Origin of the sequence: Orrella dioscoreae (genome assembly GCF_900089455.2) — a bacterium.
GTDB lineage: Bacteria > Pseudomonadota > Gammaproteobacteria > Burkholderiales > Burkholderiaceae_B > Orrella > Orrella dioscoreae.
In genome coordinates, this window is sequence record NZ_LT907988.1 from 2681142 (window position 1) to 2700476 (window position 19335).

Annotated in this window: 17 protein-coding genes; 8 read left to right on the forward strand and 9 right to left on the reverse strand. The window is 69.7% G+C overall.

All coding sequences use genetic code 11. The features are described 5' to 3' along the window. Window positions 1–98: 98 nt before the first annotated feature. On the forward strand, window positions 99–938 hold the full coding sequence (locus tag ODI_RS12555) for an SDR family oxidoreductase (protein ID WP_067758753.1): 840 nt from the start codon (window positions 99–101) through the stop codon (window positions 936–938). 232 nt (window positions 939–1170) lie between these two features. Here the strand turns inward: ODI_RS12555 and arfB are convergent, their stop codons facing one another. Then, window positions 1171–1587, reverse strand: a complete 417-nt coding sequence (arfB, locus tag ODI_RS12560; protein WP_067758751.1) for an alternative ribosome rescue aminoacyl-tRNA hydrolase ArfB — start codon at window positions 1585–1587, stop codon at window positions 1171–1173. Between the two features lie 61 nt (window positions 1588–1648). On the opposite strand from arfB, the gene ODI_RS12565 reads away from it, so the two are divergent. Beyond that, the gene (locus ODI_RS12565; RefSeq protein WP_067758741.1) at window positions 1649–2488 is read left to right on the forward strand and encodes an NRDE family protein; all 840 of its coding nucleotides are present in this window, start codon (window positions 1649–1651) and stop codon (window positions 2486–2488) included. 56 nt (window positions 2489–2544) lie between these two features. Here ODI_RS12565 and ODI_RS12570 read toward each other — a convergent pair whose 3' ends face one another. Together ODI_RS12570 and ODI_RS12575 are read right to left on the reverse strand one after the other, a co-directional pair. After that, window positions 2545–3627: an alkene reductase gene (locus ODI_RS12570; RefSeq protein WP_067758738.1), complete on the reverse strand. Its 1083-nt coding sequence runs from the start codon at window positions 3625–3627 to the stop codon at window positions 2545–2547. Window positions 3628–3650: 23 nt separating this feature from the next. Next, entirely contained in the window at window positions 3651–3947 is a 297-nt protein-coding gene (locus tag ODI_RS12575; protein WP_067758735.1) for an ArsR/SmtB family transcription factor, read from the reverse strand. Between the two features lie 154 nt (window positions 3948–4101). On the opposite strand from ODI_RS12575, the gene imuA reads away from it, so the two are divergent. The 4 genes from imuA (at window position 4102) to ODI_RS12595 (ending at window position 10013) form a co-directional block, all read left to right on the forward strand. Then, complete coding sequence (gene imuA, locus ODI_RS12580; protein WP_067758734.1) at window positions 4102–4809, forward strand: translesion DNA synthesis-associated protein ImuA; 708 nt, start codon at window positions 4102–4104, stop codon at window positions 4807–4809. Further along, window positions 4739–6217, forward strand: a complete 1479-nt coding sequence (locus ODI_RS12585) for a Y-family DNA polymerase (RefSeq protein WP_067758731.1) — start codon at window positions 4739–4741, stop codon at window positions 6215–6217. The genes imuA and ODI_RS12585 overlap by 71 nt, the downstream gene beginning before the upstream one ends. A gap of 16 nt (window positions 6218–6233) precedes the next feature. Continuing rightward, window positions 6234–9461, forward strand: a complete 3228-nt coding sequence (locus ODI_RS12590) for an error-prone DNA polymerase (RefSeq protein WP_067758728.1) — start codon at window positions 6234–6236, stop codon at window positions 9459–9461. An 84-nt stretch (window positions 9462–9545) separates the two neighbouring features. Then, window positions 9546–10013 carry a GatB/YqeY domain-containing protein gene (locus tag ODI_RS12595; protein WP_067758725.1) on the forward strand — a complete coding sequence of 156 codons (468 nt, stop codon included), beginning with the start codon at window positions 9546–9548 and terminating at the stop codon, window positions 10011–10013. A gap of 89 nt (window positions 10014–10102) precedes the next feature. On the opposite strand, the gene ODI_RS12600 is transcribed toward ODI_RS12595, so the two are convergent. From ODI_RS12600 to ODI_RS12610, 3 genes are all read right to left on the reverse strand, one after another. Further along, window positions 10103–10543 carry a BPTD_2524 family lipoprotein gene (locus ODI_RS12600; protein WP_067758723.1) on the reverse strand — a complete coding sequence of 147 codons (441 nt, stop codon included), beginning with the start codon at window positions 10541–10543 and terminating at the stop codon, window positions 10103–10105. A gap of 74 nt (window positions 10544–10617) precedes the next feature. After that, a complete protein-coding gene (locus tag ODI_RS12605) occupies window positions 10618–11598 on the reverse strand; it encodes a Bug family tripartite tricarboxylate transporter substrate binding protein (RefSeq protein ID WP_067758721.1) in 981 nt (326 codons plus the stop codon). A gap of 141 nt (window positions 11599–11739) precedes the next feature. After that, window positions 11740–12663, reverse strand: a complete 924-nt coding sequence (locus tag ODI_RS12610; RefSeq protein WP_067758719.1) for a dihydrodipicolinate synthase family protein — start codon at window positions 12661–12663, stop codon at window positions 11740–11742. Window positions 12664–12856: 193 nt separating this feature from the next. Here ODI_RS12610 and ODI_RS12615 point away from each other — a divergent pair, with 193 nt between their 5' ends. Continuing rightward, window positions 12857–13621: a FadR/GntR family transcriptional regulator gene (locus ODI_RS12615; RefSeq protein WP_082985486.1), complete on the forward strand. Its 765-nt coding sequence runs from the start codon at window positions 12857–12859 to the stop codon at window positions 13619–13621. A 45-nt stretch (window positions 13622–13666) separates the two neighbouring features. Here ODI_RS12615 and ODI_RS12620 read toward each other — a convergent pair whose 3' ends face one another. After that, complete coding sequence (locus ODI_RS12620; RefSeq protein WP_098021011.1) at window positions 13667–15799, reverse strand: ATP-dependent helicase; 2133 nt, start codon at window positions 15797–15799, stop codon at window positions 13667–13669. A gap of 287 nt (window positions 15800–16086) precedes the next feature. Between ODI_RS12620 and ODI_RS12625 the strand changes: the two genes are divergently transcribed. Beyond that, window positions 16087–17532, forward strand: coding sequence for a diguanylate cyclase (locus tag ODI_RS12625; protein WP_082985485.1), 1446 nt, complete (start codon window positions 16087–16089; stop codon window positions 17530–17532). Here ODI_RS12625 and ODI_RS12630 read toward each other — a convergent pair. Together ODI_RS12630 and ODI_RS12635 are read right to left on the reverse strand one after the other, a co-directional pair. After that, window positions 17505–17960: a YbaN family protein gene (locus ODI_RS12630; RefSeq protein WP_067758710.1), complete on the reverse strand. Its 456-nt coding sequence runs from the start codon at window positions 17958–17960 to the stop codon at window positions 17505–17507. The genes ODI_RS12625 and ODI_RS12630 overlap by 28 nt on opposite strands. Before the next feature lie 11 nt (window positions 17961–17971). Beyond that, the gene (locus tag ODI_RS12635) at window positions 17972–19321 is read right to left on the reverse strand and encodes a TolC family outer membrane protein (protein ID WP_231968045.1); all 1350 of its coding nucleotides are present in this window, start codon (window positions 19319–19321) and stop codon (window positions 17972–17974) included. Between the last annotated feature and the right edge of the window lie 14 nt (window positions 19322–19335).

Consider the following 19335-nt stretch of genomic DNA (forward strand, 5'->3'; position numbering starts at 1 on the left):
CCCGGCTTGGGCTATGGTTGCCGGTGCCGTTGACATGGCTGTTGCGGCAGCCTGTCTCTTTTGTCTCTCCTGCCTGCCTCTCGATGCCTCTTGCCGCCATGAACGCTTCCGACAGAATCCTCATCGCCGGCTGCGGCGACGTCGGCCTGCGCGCCGCCCGCCTGCTGGCGTCCCGAGGCGCACAAGTGTGGGGGCTGCGCCGCAGCCTCCCGCCCGGCCCTGCCCCGCTTTCCTGGATCGCCGCCGATTTGCGCCAGCCTGCCACCCTGGCCGCGCTGCCGCCCGGCATCACGCACCTGGCCTACCTGCCCACGCCCGGCGCGCGCAGTCCCGAGGCCTATCGCGGCGTGTTCATCGACGGCCTGCGCAACCTGATGGCCGCGCTGGATCCGGCCACCTTGCGGCGCGTGGTGCTGGTGTCGTCGACGGCGGTGTATGGCGAACACGAAGGCGCCTGGGTGGATGAACTGACGCCCACCGGACCGCTGTCATTCAATGGAGAGATCCTGTGCGAGGCCGAGGCCTGGCTGGCCGCGCAGCCTGTGCCCAGCGTGTCGCTGAGGCTAGCCGGCCTGTATGGTCCGGGGCGCCTGCAACTCATCGCGCGCCTGCGTGAAGGACGCGCCCGCGCGCCCCGGCATCCGGTGCACTGGGCCAATCGCATGCATGTGGATGATGCGGCGGGCGCGCTGGCGCACCTCTTGAACCTGCCTGACCCAGCGCCGGTGTATCTCGGTTGCGACGACACGCCCTTGCCATTGCACGAGCTGTATGCCGCGCTGGCGGAAATGGCCGGCGCCCCCGCGCCTGGCGAGGGCCCGGCGCCGGGCGCGGTAGGCAGCAAGCGCCTGTCCAACGCCCGGCTGCGGGCCAGCGGCTATGCCTTGCGCTGGCCCGATGCACGGCAGGGGTATGCCGCGCTGCTGAAGGACGCGTGACGCGGCTGCGCCTCGGGTGCTTCAGGATGCTGGCTGGCGTCGCAGGTCAGAAGACGCCGAACAGCCACAGCAGCAGGATGATGGGAATGGGAATGCCGATAAGCCAAAGCAGGATGCCGCGCATGGTCTTCTCCTCTGTGTGAAATCCGAGCACCCATGGTGCCCGCTTGCGCCGCGCCTTGCCTGTCCAAAGGCGTCAAGGCAATTCAAGCGGATACATCTGGCGCGGCGCTCAGTCGTCCTGCACCCTGCCGCGCAGGCGCTTGGTCTGCCCATGCGCGACCTTGCGTTGCACCCGCCGCCGCTGCGAGGCGCGCGTGGGCCGGGTGGCATGCCGCGGCGCGGCGGGCGTGGCGGCCGTGCGCAACAGCGCCAGCAGGCGATCGAGCGCGTCGCCGCGGTTCTTTTCCTGGCTGCGGAAGGACTGGGCCTTGATGATGATGACGCCGGCCTGCGTGACGCGGTGGTCGCCCAGGGCCATGACGGCATCCTTGAACCATTGCGGCAGCGCCGCATTGGCGAGGTCGTAGCGCAGGTGCACCGCGCTGGAAACCTTGTTCACATTCTGGCCGCCCGAGCCTTGGGCACGGATCATGCCGTAGCTCAGGTCGTCGGGGTCGAGCGACAGCGTATCGGTAATCGGGATCATCTTCGCATTTTGCTACAGTGCCTCGTCGCCGTCTTGCCCGCCGCCGTGCCTTTTCCGTCCCATGTGCCTTGCCGCCTTCGCGCTCAACGCGCGGCCCGACCTGCCTTTCGTGCTGATCGCCAACCGCGATGAGTTCCATGCGCGGCCCACCGCGCCCGCAGCCCCCTGGGCCGGGCAGCCGGGCCTGGTGGCGGGCCGCGACCTGTCCGCCGGCGGCACCTGGCTGGGCATCGCCGCGCCAGGCCGCTATGCGCTGCTGACCAATTACCGCGACCCCAGCCACGTGCTGCCCGATGCCCCTTCGCGCGGCGCGCTGGTGCAGGGCTTTCTGTCAGGCACGGACAGTCCGCGTGATTACGCGCACGCCGTGCATGCGCGCGGCGCGGACTACAACGGCTTCAATCTGGTCGTGGGCGATGCGCAAGGCGCCTGGTATGCGGGCAACCGCGATGGCGCGCCGCGCGCCCTGGCCGATGGCGTGCACGGCTTGTCCAATCATCTGCTGGATACGCCCTGGCCCAAGGTCGTGCGCACGCGCGAGGCCCTGCGGGCCTGGCTGGCGGAGGGCGCCTTGCCGCCCTCTCCTGCCGACGAGGCGCCGGACCTGCGCGCGCTGTGGCGCATCCTGGCCGACCGCCGGGCGCCACCCGACGCGGAATTGCCCGACACCGGCGTGGGCCTGGCGCGCGAGCGCCTGCTGGGCAGTCCGATGATCGTCAGCAAGACCTACGGCACGCGCTGCGCCAGCGTGCTGCTGCTGCGTCCCGGCGTGGGCCTGTCCTTGCACGAGCTGCAATACCGGCCCGATGGCTCGGCGGGCACGCAAGCCGACTGGCTGCTGCCCGCCGATACACGGCTGCCGGCGGGCGTGGCCGTGGCGCTGACGCGCCAGCCCGGTTAAGCCCGCCGGCGCTTGCGGCCTGGCTTGCTGACTGTGCGCCGACCTACTGCGTCGACTTACTGCGCCGACGCGGCCTCCGCCAGCGCCGGATAGTCGGTGTAGCCGTTATCCGGACCTTCGCCTTCCAGGGGCGCATAGAAGGTCTCGGCGCGCGGCGCGTTCAGTTCGGCGCCGGCCGCGAAACGCTCGACCAGGTCCGGGTTGGCGATGTAGAGCTTGCCGAAAGCCACGGCATCCGCCTCGCCCGCGTCCAGCACCTGTTGCGAGGTCTCGGCCGTGAAGGCTTCGTTGGCGATATAGACGCCGCCGAAAGCCTGCTTCAGTTGTGGGCCGATGCGCTTGTCGCCCAGCGACTCACGCGCGCAGATGAAGGCGATGCCGCGCTTGCCCAGCTCGCGCGCCACATAGGTGAACGTGGCCAGCGGATCGCTGTCCGACATGTCATGCGAATCGCCACGCGGCGCCAGGTGCATGCCCACGCGGTCCGCGCCCCACACGTCGATGCAGGCGTCGGTCACTTCCAGCATCAGGCGCGCGCGGTTTTCCAGGCTGCCGCCATAGGCGTCGGTGCGCGTGTTCGTGCCGCTCTGCAGGAACTGGTCCAGCAGATAGCCATTGGCGCCGTGCACTTCCACGCCGTCGAAGCCCGCGAGCTTGGCGTTTTCCGCGCCGGTGCGATAGGCCTGCACGATGCCGGGGATCTCGCTGGTTTCCAGCGCGCGCGGGGTCACGAAGGGGCGCTTCGGACGCAGCAGGCTGACGTGGCCGTCGGGCTGGATCGCGCTGGGCGCGACGGGGAGGTTGCCGTCCAGCAGCTCGGGATCCGAGATGCGGCCCACGTGCCACAGCTGCAGGAAGATGCGTCCGCCCGCGGCGTGCACGGCCTCGGTCACGCGCTTCCAGCCTTCCACCTGCTCGGCGGACCAGATGCCCGGGGTGTCGACGTAGCCCACGCCTTGCGGGATGACCGAGGTGGCCTCGGACAGGATGAGGCCGGCGCTGGCGCGCTGGGCGTAGTACTGCGCCATGAGCGCGTTGGGCACGCGGCCGGCGGCGCGCGAACGGGTCAGCGGCGCCAGGACGATGCGGTTCGGCAGGGTCAGCGCGCCGACCTGGAGGGGATCAAAAAGCGTGGTCATGCTGCAATCCTTCTGGGTTCAGTTCAGAGATCACGCGCGGACTGCGCCAGGAACTCCTGGATGAGCGCCTCGTTGCGTGCATAGAAAATCCACTGCCCCACCTTGCGGGCGGTGATCAGTCCTGCGCGCTGCAGGATGGCCAGGTGCCCGGACACGGTGGACTGCGACAAGCCCGTGCGCTGGTCGATGCGCCCCGCGCACACGCCCATGTCCCAGGGGTGGTCCTGGGCTTCGAAACACTGCTCCGGGGTTTTCAGCCACGTCAGGATCTGGCGCCGCAAGGGGCTGGCCAGGGCTTTGTGGATGGCGTCGATATCCATGGTGTCGGTAGGTGTATATCTGGATTTTCCGAATCTTAGTTCGGCTTTTTCCGATATACAACCCTGTGCGCAACAGGGTTGCTGTACGGCCTCGGCTTACGTTCACGGAATACTGTATATTCATACAGCCTTATTTTCAGTTCCTCATCTGTCCATGCCCCGGCCCGAACACATCCATCCCGCCCTCTGGCGTGGCTCGCAACTGGCCACGCGGGCCAGCGCGTGCCTGCCCGCCGGACACGCGGCGCTGGCGGCGGAATTGCCCGGCGGCGGCTGGCCCCTGGGCAGCCTGACCGAGCTGCTGCCCGAACGCCACGGCGTAGGAGAAATCCGGCTGCTGCGCCCGGCATTGGCGGCCGTGCCCGCGCATCGCCGGATCGTGCTGCTCTCGCCGCCCTACGCCCCCCACCTGGCCTGCTGGCATCACTGGCGGCTCGACCCTGCGCAACTGCTGTGGCTGCACCCCGCCCACGACCGCGATGCCTTGTGGGCCGCCGAACAGGTGCTGCGCAACGGCCAGTGCGGCGCGTTGCTGGCCTGGCACGACCCGGTGCCGCTGCCTGCCTTGCGGCGCCTGCACCTGGCGGCGCAAGGCAGCGACATGCTGTTCGTGCTGATGCGCCCGCCCTCCACCGCCGCGCAGGCCTCGGTCGCGCCCCTGCGCGTGGCGCTGGCGCCGGCGCGCGGCGGCGTGGCCGTCACGCTGCTCAAGCGCCGCGGCCCGCCTTGCGCGCGCACCCTGCACATTCCCCTGGACAACCGCCTGCCTGGCCTCGACACCCTGTTTCCCCATGTCCCTCTGGATCAGCCTGCACCTGCCCCAGCTCATGCTGGACGCCTGCCGCACGCGCTGGCTCAGTGAGCCGGCCGCCTGGGCATTGCTGTCGCGCGAGCGCATCGTCGCCTGCAGCGCCGGCGCCCGCGCGCTGGGCCTGGCCGAAGGCATGCGCCGCAGCGGCGCATCCACGCTCGCCCCGCAAGCCACGCTGCTGGAACGCGATGCCGCCAGCGAACAGGCCCTCTTCGACGCCGCCGCGCTGGCCGTGCTGCCCTACACCCCGCAAGTGGTGCAATACGCCGACCACACGCTGCTGCTGGACGTCACGGCCAGTTTGACGCTCTTCGGCGGGCCACGCGCCCTGCTGCGCGCCACGCGCCAGGCCGTGCGCGCCTGTGGCCTGCAGGTGCAGGCAGCGCTGGCCCCCACGCCGCATGGCGCCTGGCTGCTGGCCCGCCACGCTGCGGCACGCGCCCGGCGCGCCACGCTCAAGCCCGCCACCTTGTCCCGCCGGCTGGACGCCCTGCCCTGCGCCTTGCTGCCCGAGGCCGAACCCTTGGCCGACTGGCTGGGCGGCATCGGCTGCCATACCCTGGGCGCCTTGCGCGCCTTGCCGCGCGCGGGGCTGCAACGCCGCAGCAGTCCCGCGCTGATGCGCGCGCTGGACGCGGCCTATGCGCCCACGCCGCTGGCCACGGACTGGTTCGTCCCGCCGCCCAGCTACCACATCCGCCACGACCTGCTGGAACGGCTGGAACACAGCGAAGGCGTGCTGCACGTGGCGGCCCGGCTGCTGGAAGGCCTGTGCCGCTGGCTGCAGGCCTGCCGGCTGGCGGTGACAGGCCTGCGGCTCACGCTGATCCACGAACGCCGCCGTCACGCAGGCCCGCAGGAACAGCCCGACACCTGCCTGGCGCTGGCGCTGGCCGAACCCGCCTGGCAATTGCCGCAACTGCTTGCGCCCTTGCGGGAACGCTATGCGCGCCTGCCCTGGGCCGGCCCGGTCGTGGCCGTGCAGCTCGACACCCAGGCGCTGGCGCCGCAGGCCCCGCCCAGCGCGCAGCTCTTTCCCGACCCAGGCGGCTCGCCCGCCGATTTCCGCCGCCTGCTGGACCTGCTGCGCGCACGCCTGGGCGACGCGCGCGTGCTGCACGGGGCCGCCGTCGCCGACCACCGCCCCGAGAACGCGAATGTCTGGGCCGGCGCGGACTCGCCCCCCTGCCGCCAGGGGCTCGCCCCCACGCCCGGCGAGCGTCCGTTCTGGCTGCTGGACGTTCCCCAGCCCCTGCCGCTGCAACAGGACCGGCCCGTCCATGGCACGCCGCTGCGCCTGGTGCGCGGCCCCGAGCGCATCGAAAGCGGCTGGTGGCACGGCGCCTTCGTGCTGCGCGACTATTTCGTGGCCGAGGACGCGCACGCCGCGCGCTATTGGATCTTCCGCGAGCGCGGCCAGGCTGCGCCGCGCTGGTTCCTGCACGGGCTCTTCGCCTGAACCGGGGGCCTGGGGGATGCGCGACACGTCCACGCCGCTGTCCGGCCTGCTGTCCGGTCAACTCCCCGGCTATGCCGAACTGCATTGCCTCTCGAACTTCTCTTTCCTGCGCGGCGCCTCGCATCCGGAAAGCCTAGTCGAGTACGCCGCGGAACTGGGCTATGCGGCGCTGGCCCTCACCGACGAATGCTCGCTGGCCGGCGTGGTGCGCGCGCATGTCGAAGCGAAGAAGCTGCCCGGGGACAGGCCGCTGAAACTGCTCATCGGCAGCGAGCTGCGCCTGTCGCCGCGTGCCGGCCATCCCGGCTGCACGCTCGTCGCGCTGGCGCAGGACAAGGAAGGCTATGGCAACCTGTCCGAGCTCATCACGCTGGCGCGCGGCCGCGCCCCGAAAGGGGAATACCGGCTGCACGCCGACGACCTGGATGCCCCTGCCGCCGCGCATGCCCATCTGCGCGGACTGCCCGGCTGCATCGTGCTGCTGTCGCCCGAACGCGGCACGCCGCTGGAAGACCTGCTGGCGCAGGCGGAATGGACGGCGCGCACCTTCGGGCCGCGCGCGCGCATGGCCTTGACGCTGCTGCATCATCCGCACGAAGACACCTATCGCGCCGCGGTGGAAACCGCCGCGCGCCGCCACGGACTGCCACTGGCCGCCACGGGCCGCGTCGAGATGCACACCCGTTCGCGCAAGCCCTTGCACGACACGCTGGCCGCCATCCGTCTGGGCCAGCCCGTGCATGCCTGCGGCTATGCGCTGGCGCCCAATGCCGAACAGCACCTGCGCACGCGCCAGCGCCTGGCCGCCAGCTATCCGCCCGAGGCCCTGGCCGAGACCCTGCGCATCGCGCAGGCCTGCACGTTCTCGCTGGACGAGCTGCGTTATGAATACCCCGAGGAGATCGTGCCTGCCGGGCACACGGCGGCGTCATACCTGCGCAAGGCCACGCGCGAAGGCGCCGCCCAGCGCTATCCCCAGGGCGTGCCGCCTGCCGTGCAAACCCAGATCGACCACGAGCTCGCGCTCATCATCGACCTGAAATACGAAGCCTATTTCCTGACGGTGCACGACCTGGTGCAGTTTGCCCGCTCGAAGCACATCCTGTGCCAGGGCCGGGGCTCGGCCGCCAATTCCACCGTCTGCTATTGCCTGCATATCACCGAGGTCAACCCCGCGCAAAGCACGCTGCTCTTCGAGCGCTTCATCAGCCGCGAACGCGGCGAGCCGCCCGACATCGACGTGGACTTCGAGCATCAGCGCCGCGAAGAAGTGATCCAGTACGTCTATGAAAAATATGGCCGCGCGCGCGCGGCGCTCACCGCCGTCGTCATTTCCTATCGGCCGCGCAGCGTCCTGCGCGACACGGGCCGCGCCCTGGGCATCGACGAGGTGATCCTGGACGCCGTCGCACGCCAGCACCAGTGGTGGGATGGCAAGGATCACCTGATGGATCGTTTCGCGCGGGCCGGCCTCGACCCTTCCTCGTCCGTTGCGCAGCATTGGGCCTGGCTGGCCGAGCAACTCATGGGATTTCCACGCCACCTGTCGCAGCACCCGGGCGGCTTCGTCATGTCGCGCGGGCCGCTGACCAGGCTGGTCCCCATCGAGAACGCCGCCATGGCCGACCGCAGCGTGGTGCAGTGGGACAAGGACGACCTCGATGCGGTGGGCTTGCTGAAGGTCGACGTGCTGGCATTGGGCATGCTGACCGTGCTGCGGCGGGCAATGGCGTGGGTGGCGCAGCGCCGCAGCCTGCCGGGCTTTGCCTTCCCGGACATCCCGGATGAAGACGGGCGCACCTACGACATGATCTGCGACGCCGACACCATCGGCGTCTTCCAGATCGAGTCGCGCGCACAGATGAGCATGCTGCCGCGCCTGCGGCCAAGAACCTATTACGACCTGGTGGTGGAAGTCGCCATCGTGCGCCCCGGCCCCATCCAGGGCGGCATGGTGCATCCCTATCTGCGGCGCAAGCACGGGCTGGAGCCCAACATTCCCCCCACGGAAAAAATCGGCGAAGTCCTGGCGCGCACCCTGGGCGTCCCGATCTTCCAGGAACAGGTCATGCAGATCGCCATGGTCGGCGCGGGCTTCAGCGCCGACGACGCCGATCAGCTGCGCCGTTCCATGGCGGCGTGGCGGCGCAAGGGCGGCGTCGACAAGTTCCGCAACAGGCTGATCGACGGGCTGCTGAAACACGGCTGCACCCAGGAATTCGCCGACAGCCTCTTCCGCCAGATCGAAGGCTTCGGCGAATACGGCTTCCCCGAAAGCCACGCCGCCAGCTTCGCCAAGCTGGCCTACTACAGCTCCTGGATCAAGCGCCACGAGCCCGAGGCCTTCCTGGCGGCATTGCTGGACTCGCAGCCCATGGGCTTCTACCAGCCCGCGCAACTGGTGCACGACGCGCGCCGGCACGGGGTGCAGGTGCTGCCCGTGGACATCCGCCACAGCGAGGCGCTGTGCACGCTGGTCGAACGCACCGTGCCTGGGCCCGATCCCCTGCCGGCGCATGCCCCCGCCGAGGCCCCGCGGCCCGCCGTGCGCCTGGGCTTGAACCAGGTCGCCGGACTCTCCAAGGACACCGCCGAACGCATCGCCGCCTTGCGCGCGGAATCCCCTTTTACCGATGTCCACGACCTGTCCCGCCGCGCCGGGCTCACGCGGCACGAGCTGGACGCCCTGGCCGCGGCAGGCGCGCTGGCGCTGGCCGGGCACCGGCGCCAGGCCCGCTGGGTCGCGGCAGGCGCCGTGGCCGATGCGGGCTTGCTGCGCGCGGCCAGCGTCGGCGATGTGCAATCGCCCGCCCTGAGCGCGCCCTCCGAGGGCGAGGACATCATCGACGACTATGAATCCGTGGGCCTGACGCTGGGACGCCATCCCGTGCACCTGCTGCGCCCGCGCCTGACCGGCATGCGCTTCATGCCCGCCGCCACGCTGAACGGCTATCCGCATGGCCGGCTGGCACGGGCCTGCGGCATCGTCACCGGGCGCCAGCGCCCGCCCACCGCCAAGGGCGTGCTCTTCGTGACGATCGAGGACGAGACCGGGCCGGTCAACGTGGTGCTGCGGCCGGAACTGGTGGAGCGCCAACGCCGCGAAGCCACCGCGGCCACCCTGCTGGGCGTCTATGGCGTGTGGCAAAGCCACCAGGGCGTGCGTCACCTGGTGGCCGGCAGGCTGGTCGATTGCTCGCCGCTGCTGGGCCGGCTGACGCCGCACAGCCGCGACTTCCATTGACCACTTCCATGGACCGTCACGCGCCCGCCCGCCAAGGAGCGGTAAGATGACGGCTTCCGTTCACCGTCACACCAAGGTCTTTCCATGAGCACCGAACCGCTCAAGCAGCGTATTGCCAACGCCGTCAAGGACGCCATGCGCGCCAAGCAATCCGAGCGCCTGGGCACCCTGCGCCTCTTGCAGGCCGCCATCAAGCAGAAGGAAGTGGACGAGCGCCGCGACCTGGACGATGCCGACGTCACCGCCATCCTGGAAAAGCAGGTCAAGCAGCGCCGCGAGTCCATCACCGCCTTCGAACAGGCCGGCCGCCAGGAAACCGCCGACGCCGAAAAGGCCGAAGTGCTCGTGCTGCAGGAGTTCCTGCCGCAAGCCGCCACCGAAGCCGAAGTGCTTGCCGCCGTCGACGCCGCCGTGGCCCAGGTGGCCGCCGAAGGCGCCACGGGCGCGCCGGCCATGGGCAAGGTCATGGCCATCGTGAAGGCCGCGTTGGCCGGCCGCGCCGACATGACGGCCGTCTCGCGCCAGGTCAAGGAAAAGCTGACCGGCGCCTGATCGGCGCTTGGCTCGCCGCCATGAAAAATGGGCGCCTGTGATGCACAGGCGCCCATTTTCATTGGCGGGTCTGGCGCCCAGCAGCGCCCTCAGCGACCCCGTTTCGGATCCGCCTTGGGCTTGGGCATATAGGCGCGGCAGGTCGGCGTGCCGAATTCGATCGACTCGCGCAGGGCCGCCAGGCCCTCTTCGTTCCACACGCCCACGTTCCAGGCCGCCAGGCTCACCGCGCTGCGCTTGCCGTCACGGGCCTGGATATCGGCCTGCACCAGCGGGCTCGAACTGAAGCGCGTGATGACCTCGGCCACCGCCGTGCGCGCCGTGTCGTCCACGCCGCCTCGCACCGAATGGCCGTTCTCGCCGCGCAGGCACTGGCGCATCTGTTCATCGGCACGGCGCCAGGCTTCCTGGTAATCCACCGCGACCTCGAAGGAATCGGTGATGGCGCGCCCGCCCAGGGGAGCGATATCCGTCGCGCAACCCGCCAGACCGACCGCCATCGCGGCCACGGCCGCCAATTTCTTGAGCATGCTGAAATCTCCACATCGAATGCCGGCCATTATGCTTGATTTAGGCTGACCGGCGCGCGACGCAGGCCGGGCGCTCAGTCCATCCTGGCGCCCGACGCCTTCACCACCTCGGCCCAGCGCGCCATTTCCACGCGGGTCAGCTCGCCCAGTGCCTGCGGCGTGCCGCCCACCACCTGCAAGCCTTGCGCGCCCAGGCGCTCGCGCACCCCGGCATCGGCCAAGGCCTTGCCGACCGCGCCGTTCAGGCGCGTCACGATGGCATCGGGCGTGCCCGCCGGCGCATACAGCGCGTGCCAGGACAGCACCTTGAAGTCCTTCACGCCCGCCTCCTGCAGCGTGGGCACGTCCGGCAGCAAGGGCGAACGCTCGTCCGAGCTGACCGCCAGCGCGCGCACCTTGCCGGACTGGATCAGGGAGAAGGTCTGGTCGAACATGAAGTCCACGCGGCCGCCCATCAGGTCCTGCAAGGCCTGGGGCGAGCCACGGTACGGCACGTGCGCGAAGGCGATGCCGGTCTGTTTCTTGAACAGTTCACCGGTCAGGTGCTGGCTGGTGCCGTTGCCATTCGACGCGAAGGTCAGCTCGCGCGACTTGCCGGCGGCGATCAGGTCCTGCACGGTCTTGAACGCCGAATCGGCGTTCACCACCAGCACATTGGGCACATAGCCCAGCAGGATGATGGGCGCGAAGCTCTTGACCGGGTCGTATTGCAGGTTGGGATACAGGCTGGCGTTGATGGCGTGCGTGCTCACCGTGGCGCTGGTGATCGTATAGCCGTCAGGCGCCGCGTTCGCCGCCATGGCCGCGCCGATGCCGCCGCCCGCGCCGCCGCGGTTGTCCACGACCATGGGCTGGCCCAGCTCGCGCTGCATGGATTCCCCCAGCACGCGGGCGAAGATGTCGGTGCTGCCGCCCGCGGGAAACGGCACGATCCATTTGACGGGATTGGACGGATAGGTGTCCGCGGCCAGCACCGGCGCCGACACGGCGGCGCCCGCCACCGCGCAGCAGAGGGCGGCAAGGGTCTTGCGAAGGATGGTCTTGTTGAACGTCATGATGCTTTGTCTCCTGTGTTCTTGTAAGGCATGCATGGACCGGGCGCGCGGCCACCGGCGCGACGCACCCTGCCCCGCCGCGCGTGCCCTCAGGGCCGCGCGGCATGGACTGTCGATCGGCGGGGGATCAGGCCAGGCGGATCAGGCCGCCACGGACTCGGCCTTCAGCAGTGCGCTGGCGGCGGCCGTCAGCGGCGCCTTCAGGGCCGCGTCGGTATTGGCCAGCATGGGCAGCATGGGACCCATGTCGGCAATGCCGCAGAAGCTCACCGCGTCGTGCAGGACCGGGATGGGGCCGTGCGCGTCGCGCAGGTCTTCCACGCCCAGGAAGCCCTTGCGGAGGGTTTCCGCGCCTTCCCAGTCGCCCGCCTGGATGGCGCGCAGCAGCGACATCGACGCGGCAGGCGCGATGCAACCCGTACCGGTAGTGAAGCTGCCCAGGCCGAAGGCGCGCAGGTGATCGATGGCGGGACGCTCGCCGATGCCGCTGATGATGCGCTTGGGATCCACCTGGGCCGCCAGTTCGCGCAGTTGCTCGTCCTGGGCCGGCTGCTCGCGCACCACGGCGTACTTGATGAGGCTGACCGTGCCGTCGTCCACCAGCGCGCGCACCGTCTGTGCCGGCAGATAGCCTTCGTCCTTGATGTACAGCAGCACCGGCTTGCCCAGCTTCTCGGCGAACAGGCTCACGCCGCGCGCCACGCCCGCGGGATGGCAGGCGCCACGCTGGGGCATGACCATCGTGATGGGGAAGTCGTAGTCGCGCAGCACGGCGGCCTGGTCGACCAGCTTGCCGAAGTCCGGCCCGGCCGAGGGCACCACCCACGTGTCGTCGGCGGCTGCTTGCACCAGCAGGTCCAGCACCGCGGCATATTCGTGCATGCCCAGGTGATAGAAGTTGGCGTTGCCGCCATAGACCAGCGTCGAGATGCCGCCGGCTTCCATATGGCGGATCAGGGCGCGGTTGGCGTCGGCGTTCAAGGACAGGTCGGCGTTGCGCGCCAGCGGCGGCACGGCCAGCACGGAAGCGGCGACGTCCTGCAGGGTGTGGGGCGTGGTTTTCATGTTGCGGAACTCTTGGAGTGTTGAGGGGATGGTGCCGGTCAGGGCACGGATCCGCCTGGCGCCGGACCCCGTGCACAGAGCCCGCCACATCGGCGATGACGATGGCTGAATCTTGGCAGCGCCCTTGCAACTTGTCAACAAGTGGTTATTTATACTTCCAACATACTGACAAGCTGGCCGGTAGAATGCCGGCATGTCCACCGCCCCCCTGTCCGCGCGCGCCGCCACCCCGCCCCCTTCCACCGAGGGCGGCCCGGTCCTGCGCCGCGTGAAGAAATACAGCGACCAGATCTACGAAGAGATCATGGCCCGCATCGTCAGCGGCGCCCTCCCCGAGGGCGAGCGCCTGCCGGCGGAAAGCGAAATGGCGGAAACCTTCGGCGTGTCGCGCCCGGTCATCCGCGAGGCGCTGGCGCGCCTGCGCGCCGATGGCGTCATCGTGTCGCGCCACGGCTCGGGTTCCTATGTGCAACGCAAGCCTGCGGTCGATTTCCTGCAACTGGCGCCCATCGGCGGCGTGGCGGACCTGCTGCGCGCCTATGAATACCGCGTGGCGCTGGAAGGCGAAGTGGCATGGCTGGCGGCCGAGCGCCGCACCGAAACCGACCTGCGCCTGTTGTCGGCTGCCCTGAAGGACATGCGGGCGGCCATGGACGAACGCCGGGTGGGTGCCGAGGCCGACCTGCGCTTTCATCGCGCGATTGCGGCCGCCACCAAGAACCCGCTGTTCGAGTTCAGCATGCAGGCGCTGTCGGAGTACATCGCCGAAGGCGTGGCGCTGACGCGCAAGCTGTCGCTGAAAGTGGGCCGCGCCCGCCTGGAACTCGTCCAGGCCGAACACGAGCGCATCTATCAGGCCGTGCGCGCGCACGACAGCGCCGGCGCACGCGAAGCCATGCGCAGCCACATCGACAACGCGCGGCTGCGCATGCTGACGGAAGAGCCGCAGCAGGGCTGATACGGCAACGCCAGTGCAGCGGGACGCCCTGGACGCCGGTGCGCCCTAGCGCCAGCGCGCCCGTATCCGCGCCGCCACGTCCATCGCCGGCGCTGGCTTTTCGCCTTTCGGCCGTATCGGTTCCAGCGGCTCCGGCCTGGGCAGCAAGTCGAACTTGTCCAGCAGGCTGTCGGGGATGAAGCGCGTGCGTCCGCCGTACACATGGCGGTCGCCCATGCCGGTCTGCTGGGTCACATAGAAGCGCTGCGGCACCATCACGTGCAGGAAGTCACGCGCGCGCGTCATGGCCACGTACAACAGGCGCCGCTCCTCTTCGATCTCTTCCGACGCACCGGTGCTGATGTCGCAGGGGATGCAGCCATCCACGGCGTTCAGCACATAGACGGCCTTCCACTCCTGGCCCTTGGCGGAATGGATGGTGGACAGGATGAGGTAGTCCTCGTCGCGCATGGGTGGCCCGGCATGCGCGCTGGTGGCATCGGGCGGGTCCAGCGTCAGTTCGGTCAGGAAGCGCTCGCGGCTGCCGTAGGCCCCCGCCAGGCGCGACAGCTGCTGCAGGTCGCCTTGCCGCACGCGCGCATCTTCATACAGGCGCTCCAGGTGCGGCGCGATCCAGCGGGTCACCAGCTCGAGCTCCGCCGGCCAGCCCGCCTTGCCGCTGGCCAGCGCGGCATACAGCTGCGCAAAGCCGCGCCAAGCCTCGATGTCGCCTTGCGCCGGCACGAAACCGGCAATGGCCGACACCGGATCCGCGGCGTCGGCCAGGGTGTCCATGAGACGCGCCGCCGTGGCCGGCCCGACACCGGGCAGCAACTGCGCCACGCGAAAACCGGCCACGCGGCTGCGCGGATTCTGCGCCCAGCGCAGCACCGCCAGCGCATCCTTGATGTGGCCGGCCTCCAGGAATTTCAGGCCGCCGAACTTCACGAAGGGAATGTTGCGCCGCGCCAGCTCCAGTTCCAGCGCGGCGCTGTGGCTGGACGTGCGGAACAGCACGGCCTGGGCCATGAGCCGCAGGCCTTCTTCGCGCCGCTCCAGCACGCGGTCGGCCACCCAGCGCGCCTGCCCGGCCTCGTCGCTGACGGCCACCAACTGGGGCTTCAGGCTGGAGTGACGGTCGGTCCAGAGGTCCTTCTTGAAACGCTCGGCCGCCTGCGCAATCACGGCATTGGATGCCTCCAGGATGGGCTGTGACGAGCGATAGTTGCGCGAGAGCGTGATCACCCGCGCGGGCGTCGCGAAGCGCTGGGGGAAATCCAGGATGTTGCGCACGGTGGCCGCGCGGAAGGAATAGATGGCCTGGGCATCGTCGCCCACCACCGTGAGCCCCTTGCCGTCCGGCTTCATGGCCAGCAGGATGCCGGCCTGCAAGGCGTTCGTGTCCTGGTACTCGTCCACCAGCACGTGGTCGAAGCGCCCGCCCAGCTCGGCCGCCAGGCCGGGGTCGCCCAGCATCTCGGCCCAATACAGCAGCAGGTCGTCGTAATCAAGCGCTTGCTGGTCCTGCTTGGCCTGCACATAGCCGGTGAAAAGGCCGTTCAGTTCCTCTTCCCACTGCGCGCACCAGGGATAAGCCCGGGCCAGCACCTCGGCCAGCGGCGCGCCGCTGTTGACCACGCGCGAATAGATGCCCAGGCAGGTGCCCTTCAGCGGAAAGCGCGCGGCCGTGGCCGACAGGCCGCGCGCGTGGCGCACCATGCCCATGAGGTCTTCGGCGTCGCCGCGGTCATGGATGCTGAAATTTTCGGCCAGCCCGATACGCGGCGCGTAATCGCGCAACAACCGTGCCCCGATCCCGTGGAACGTGCCGGCCCACGGCAAGGCTGGCGGCTCGCCGCCCTGCAGGCCCAGCGCGCGCGACAGCACCTGCCCCGCCCGCCACGCCATTTCCTGGGCGGCCCGGCGCGAAAACGTCAGCAACAGGATGCGCTGCGGGTCCGCCCCGTGCAGGATCAGGTTCACCACCCGATGCGCGAGCGCACTGGTCTTGCCCGTGCCCGCCCCCGCGATGACCAGCAGGGCACGGGCATCGGCATCGGCCAGGCCATGCGCCGCCGCGGCCCGCTGCTCGGCATTGAGCTCGGCCAGGATGTCGGCATGCTGGGGGCCCACGGCCCAGGCAGGCAGGGCGACGGCGGGGCTGGCTGGGGAAGTCACGGAGAGCAGGTCGGTGGGCATGGAATCAGGGCGGCGGAAAGCAGGCGCCGGGGCCGACGCATCGACCAATATACTGTATATCCATCCTGTATCGGCGGGCCGTTGGCGCGCAGCACGGGAAAACACGTTTGCATCCGGCGGCCAATGCCTCTTGCGCCACAGCCAGGCGCCCACCAGAAAAGCAAGCCCGCCGCGCGGCGTCTTGCGCGATGCCTTGCGCCAGCGCAGATGCCCGCGAGACAGCGGCCTCGGGCGCCAACGCGCGAACCTAGAATGGATTCGCACGCCGACCCGACACCGGACCCCTCTTGAAACATTCCACCGAAGTCATGGCGCTGGATTGGGCACATACCCATTCCCGCTACAGCGCCGAGCAATGCCAACTCGCCCAGGATGTCTCCGCCCGCCACACGGCGGCGCTTGCCGATGACTTCTACGATTGCATGCTGGCGGACCAGGGCGCGGCCTTCTTCCTGTCGCATGAGCTGGTACAGACGCGCCTGCGACACGCCATGCAGGAATGGCTGCTGACGGTGTTCGATGCGCGCCACCTGGCGCAGTTCCAGGCAGCGGTGGCCTATCAATACCGCATCGGCGAAGTGCATGCGCGCATCGAGATTCCGGTGCACTTCATCATTCGCGGCATGCGGCTGCTGACCCGGCGCATGCACGAACTCCTCCACGCTGAACCGGATGCCTTGCCTCACGCCGTGCTGGGCGCCTGCCGGTATATTTCGGAAGTCACGCTGATCTCGGTCGAGATCATGTGCCATGCCTATGAAACCTCGCACGACCGCAAGTCACGCGCCGAGGAAGGCTATCGGCTGCTGGCCCTGTCGCAGAACATCGGCGCGGAAAAGGAACGCCAGCGCGCGGCGCTGCTGGATTGGGAAAACCAGCTCATGTTCGGCCTGTCGGCCAACCTGCCGTGGCAGCAGTTGCCGCGCATCCGCAAATCCGAGTTCGGCCTGTGGTTCACCCACAAGGCCTCGCACGCCTTCGAGGGCGCCAGCGAAACACGCAGCATCCTGCTGCAGCTGGCACAGGTCGATTCGCTGATCCAGACCGCCTCGCACCACCCGCCCGGCAGCGCGCAACGCGCGCAAGCACTGCAAGGCATCCGCGACGCGACCCAGGCGGTTGCCTATCTGGTCGAGTGCCTGTTCGAGCAGGCGGGCAACCTGGAGTCCGGCCGCGACACGCTGACGCGGCTGCTGAACCGCAAGTACCTGCAGGTGGTCATGAACAAGGAGATCGCCTACGCCCGCAAGATCGGCGCGCCGCTGTCGGTGCTGCTGGCCGACATCGATCACTTCAAGCTCATCAACGACACGCACGGCCACGACGGCGGCGACGTCGTGCTGCAGCAGGTGGCCAGCCTGATCTCGACCTACAGCCGCGGCGGCGACTACACCTTCCGCCTGGGCGGCGAGGAATTCCTCATCGTGCTGGTGGATGTGGACGGGCCCCAGGCCCTGAGCGTGGCGGATGCATTGCGCCGCCGCGTGCAGGAACGACCCGTGGCGTTGCCCGATGGCAGCCGCGTGCAGGTGACGCTGAGCGTGGGCGTGTCCGGACACAGCGGCCATCCCGATTACCAGCGCCTGCTGAAAAGCGCCGACCAGGCGCTGTACGCGGCGAAGGCGGCGGGCCGCAATCGCTGCGTGCTGGCGGAAGACGACACCGACATGCCCTCCGGCGCGCCGGCCAGCCACGCGGCAGGCCATCAACCGGTACGCGCCGGCGCGCGCTGAGGCGTGTCTCCATCGCAACCCGCGCCACGGAGACGGGTGGCGCTTGGCGCGGGCCGCGTGGCCAGCCACGCCGCACAGGCCGCCATGCCGGCGGTCACCGCGCCCCCCAGCCATCCCCCCGGATTGGCTCCCCACCAGAACATCACGGCCCCCAGCGTGATGCCGCCGACCGCGAAGCATTTGCCGCGGCGCGAGATGGCGCCCTCTTCCCGCCAGGCCACGAGCGCTGGGCCATAGCGCGGGTGGCGCAGCAGCCAGGCCTCCCAGCGCGGCGACGCCCGGCCGAAGCAACTGGCCGCCAGGATGACGAACACCGTGCTGGGCATGACCGGCAACACCGCGCCCAGCACGGCCAAGCCCAGGCACGCCAGCCCGCAGGCGAAATACAGACGGCGGCGCCAGCGCGCCTGCCAGCCCGTGTCCGGCATGACCGCCGCCCTCAACCGCCCGCCCTCGGCGAGACCCTGCTTGCGGCGCGCACGGATGACGGCGGCGCGAGGAACAGCATGCCGACCGCGGACACGTCGCTTTCTTCCAGCACGCCGGCCTGCCAACGCAGCGTGAGCCACGCCAGCAGGTTGTCGTAGCGCGCCCGCGCCAGGTCGCGCAGGGCCTCCACGCGTTGGCGTTCAGCGTCCAGGACATCCAGGTTGGTGCGTTCGCCGCCCAGCACGCTGCGGCGCGTGGCCCGCAACCGGCCCGCCGCCGCATCGGCGGCCCGCTGGTATGCCGCGATGCGCCGCTCGCTGCTGGCAAGCAGGTTGTACTGCCGCTCCAGGTCATCGAGCATCGCCCGTGTGTCGGCCTCCAGCTTGTGCTGGGCCACATCCTGCTGCGCCAGGGCCTGGGCGCTGGCCGCGCTGGTGCGCCCGCCGCTGTAGAGCGGCACCGAGATTTCCACGCCGACGGTATTGGTGTCGTAGCGCTGGCCGATCTGGTTCTCGGCATTCGAGTCGGTCAGTTGCTTGCGCGCGTACAGGCGCACGCTGGGCAAATGGCCCGCGCGCGCCGCCTCGCGCCGCTGGCGGGCGGCTTCCAGCAGGCGACGCTGGGCGGCAAGTTCCGGATTGCTGTTCAGGGCGGTATCGCGCCACTGCGCCAAGGGCTGGGGCGAGCCCGCCAGCTGCGCCATGGCCCGCGCATCCAGGGGCGCCAGCGCCGCCTCGCCCAGGTCCGGCCCGACCACGGCACGCAAGGCGTTGCGTGCGTCGCGCAACTGGTCTCGCGCCTCGATCTCCTGCGCCTGCACCAGGCCCAGGCGGGCCTCGATTTCCAGGCTGTCGGTGACAGTGCCCTCCCCGCCCGCCACGTAGCGCTCGCTGCGCCGGGCATCCTCGTGCAGGGTTCGCGCCTGCGCCTCGGCCAGTCCCAACGCCTCCTCGGCATACAGCACATCGGTGTAGACCTGCAGCACCCGCACGGCCAGCGCCTGCCGCGCCCGCGCCAGCGTGAAGCCCGCCGCCTCGGCTCGGGCCGCCCCCTCGCGATACTGCGCGAACGCCGCCGCGTCGAAGAGCGGCTGGGTCAGCGTGAAACCAGAGGAATAGCTGTTGTAGCGATAGTCCTGGGTCACCTCGCCGAACAGATTGCTGCTGCGCGACTCGGTCCAGTTTCGTCCCCGGTTGTAGCGGTACTGCACCGTGGGCAGAAGGCCGCTGCGGCCCAGGGCCCGCTCTTCCTGGTCGGCCCGGGCCTGCGCGCGCGCCTGCGCCCACGTGGGATCGGCGGACAGCGCCATCGCATAGGCCTGGCGGAAATCCACGGATTGGGCGCAAGCAAGGAAAGACACGACGGACAGGCAAG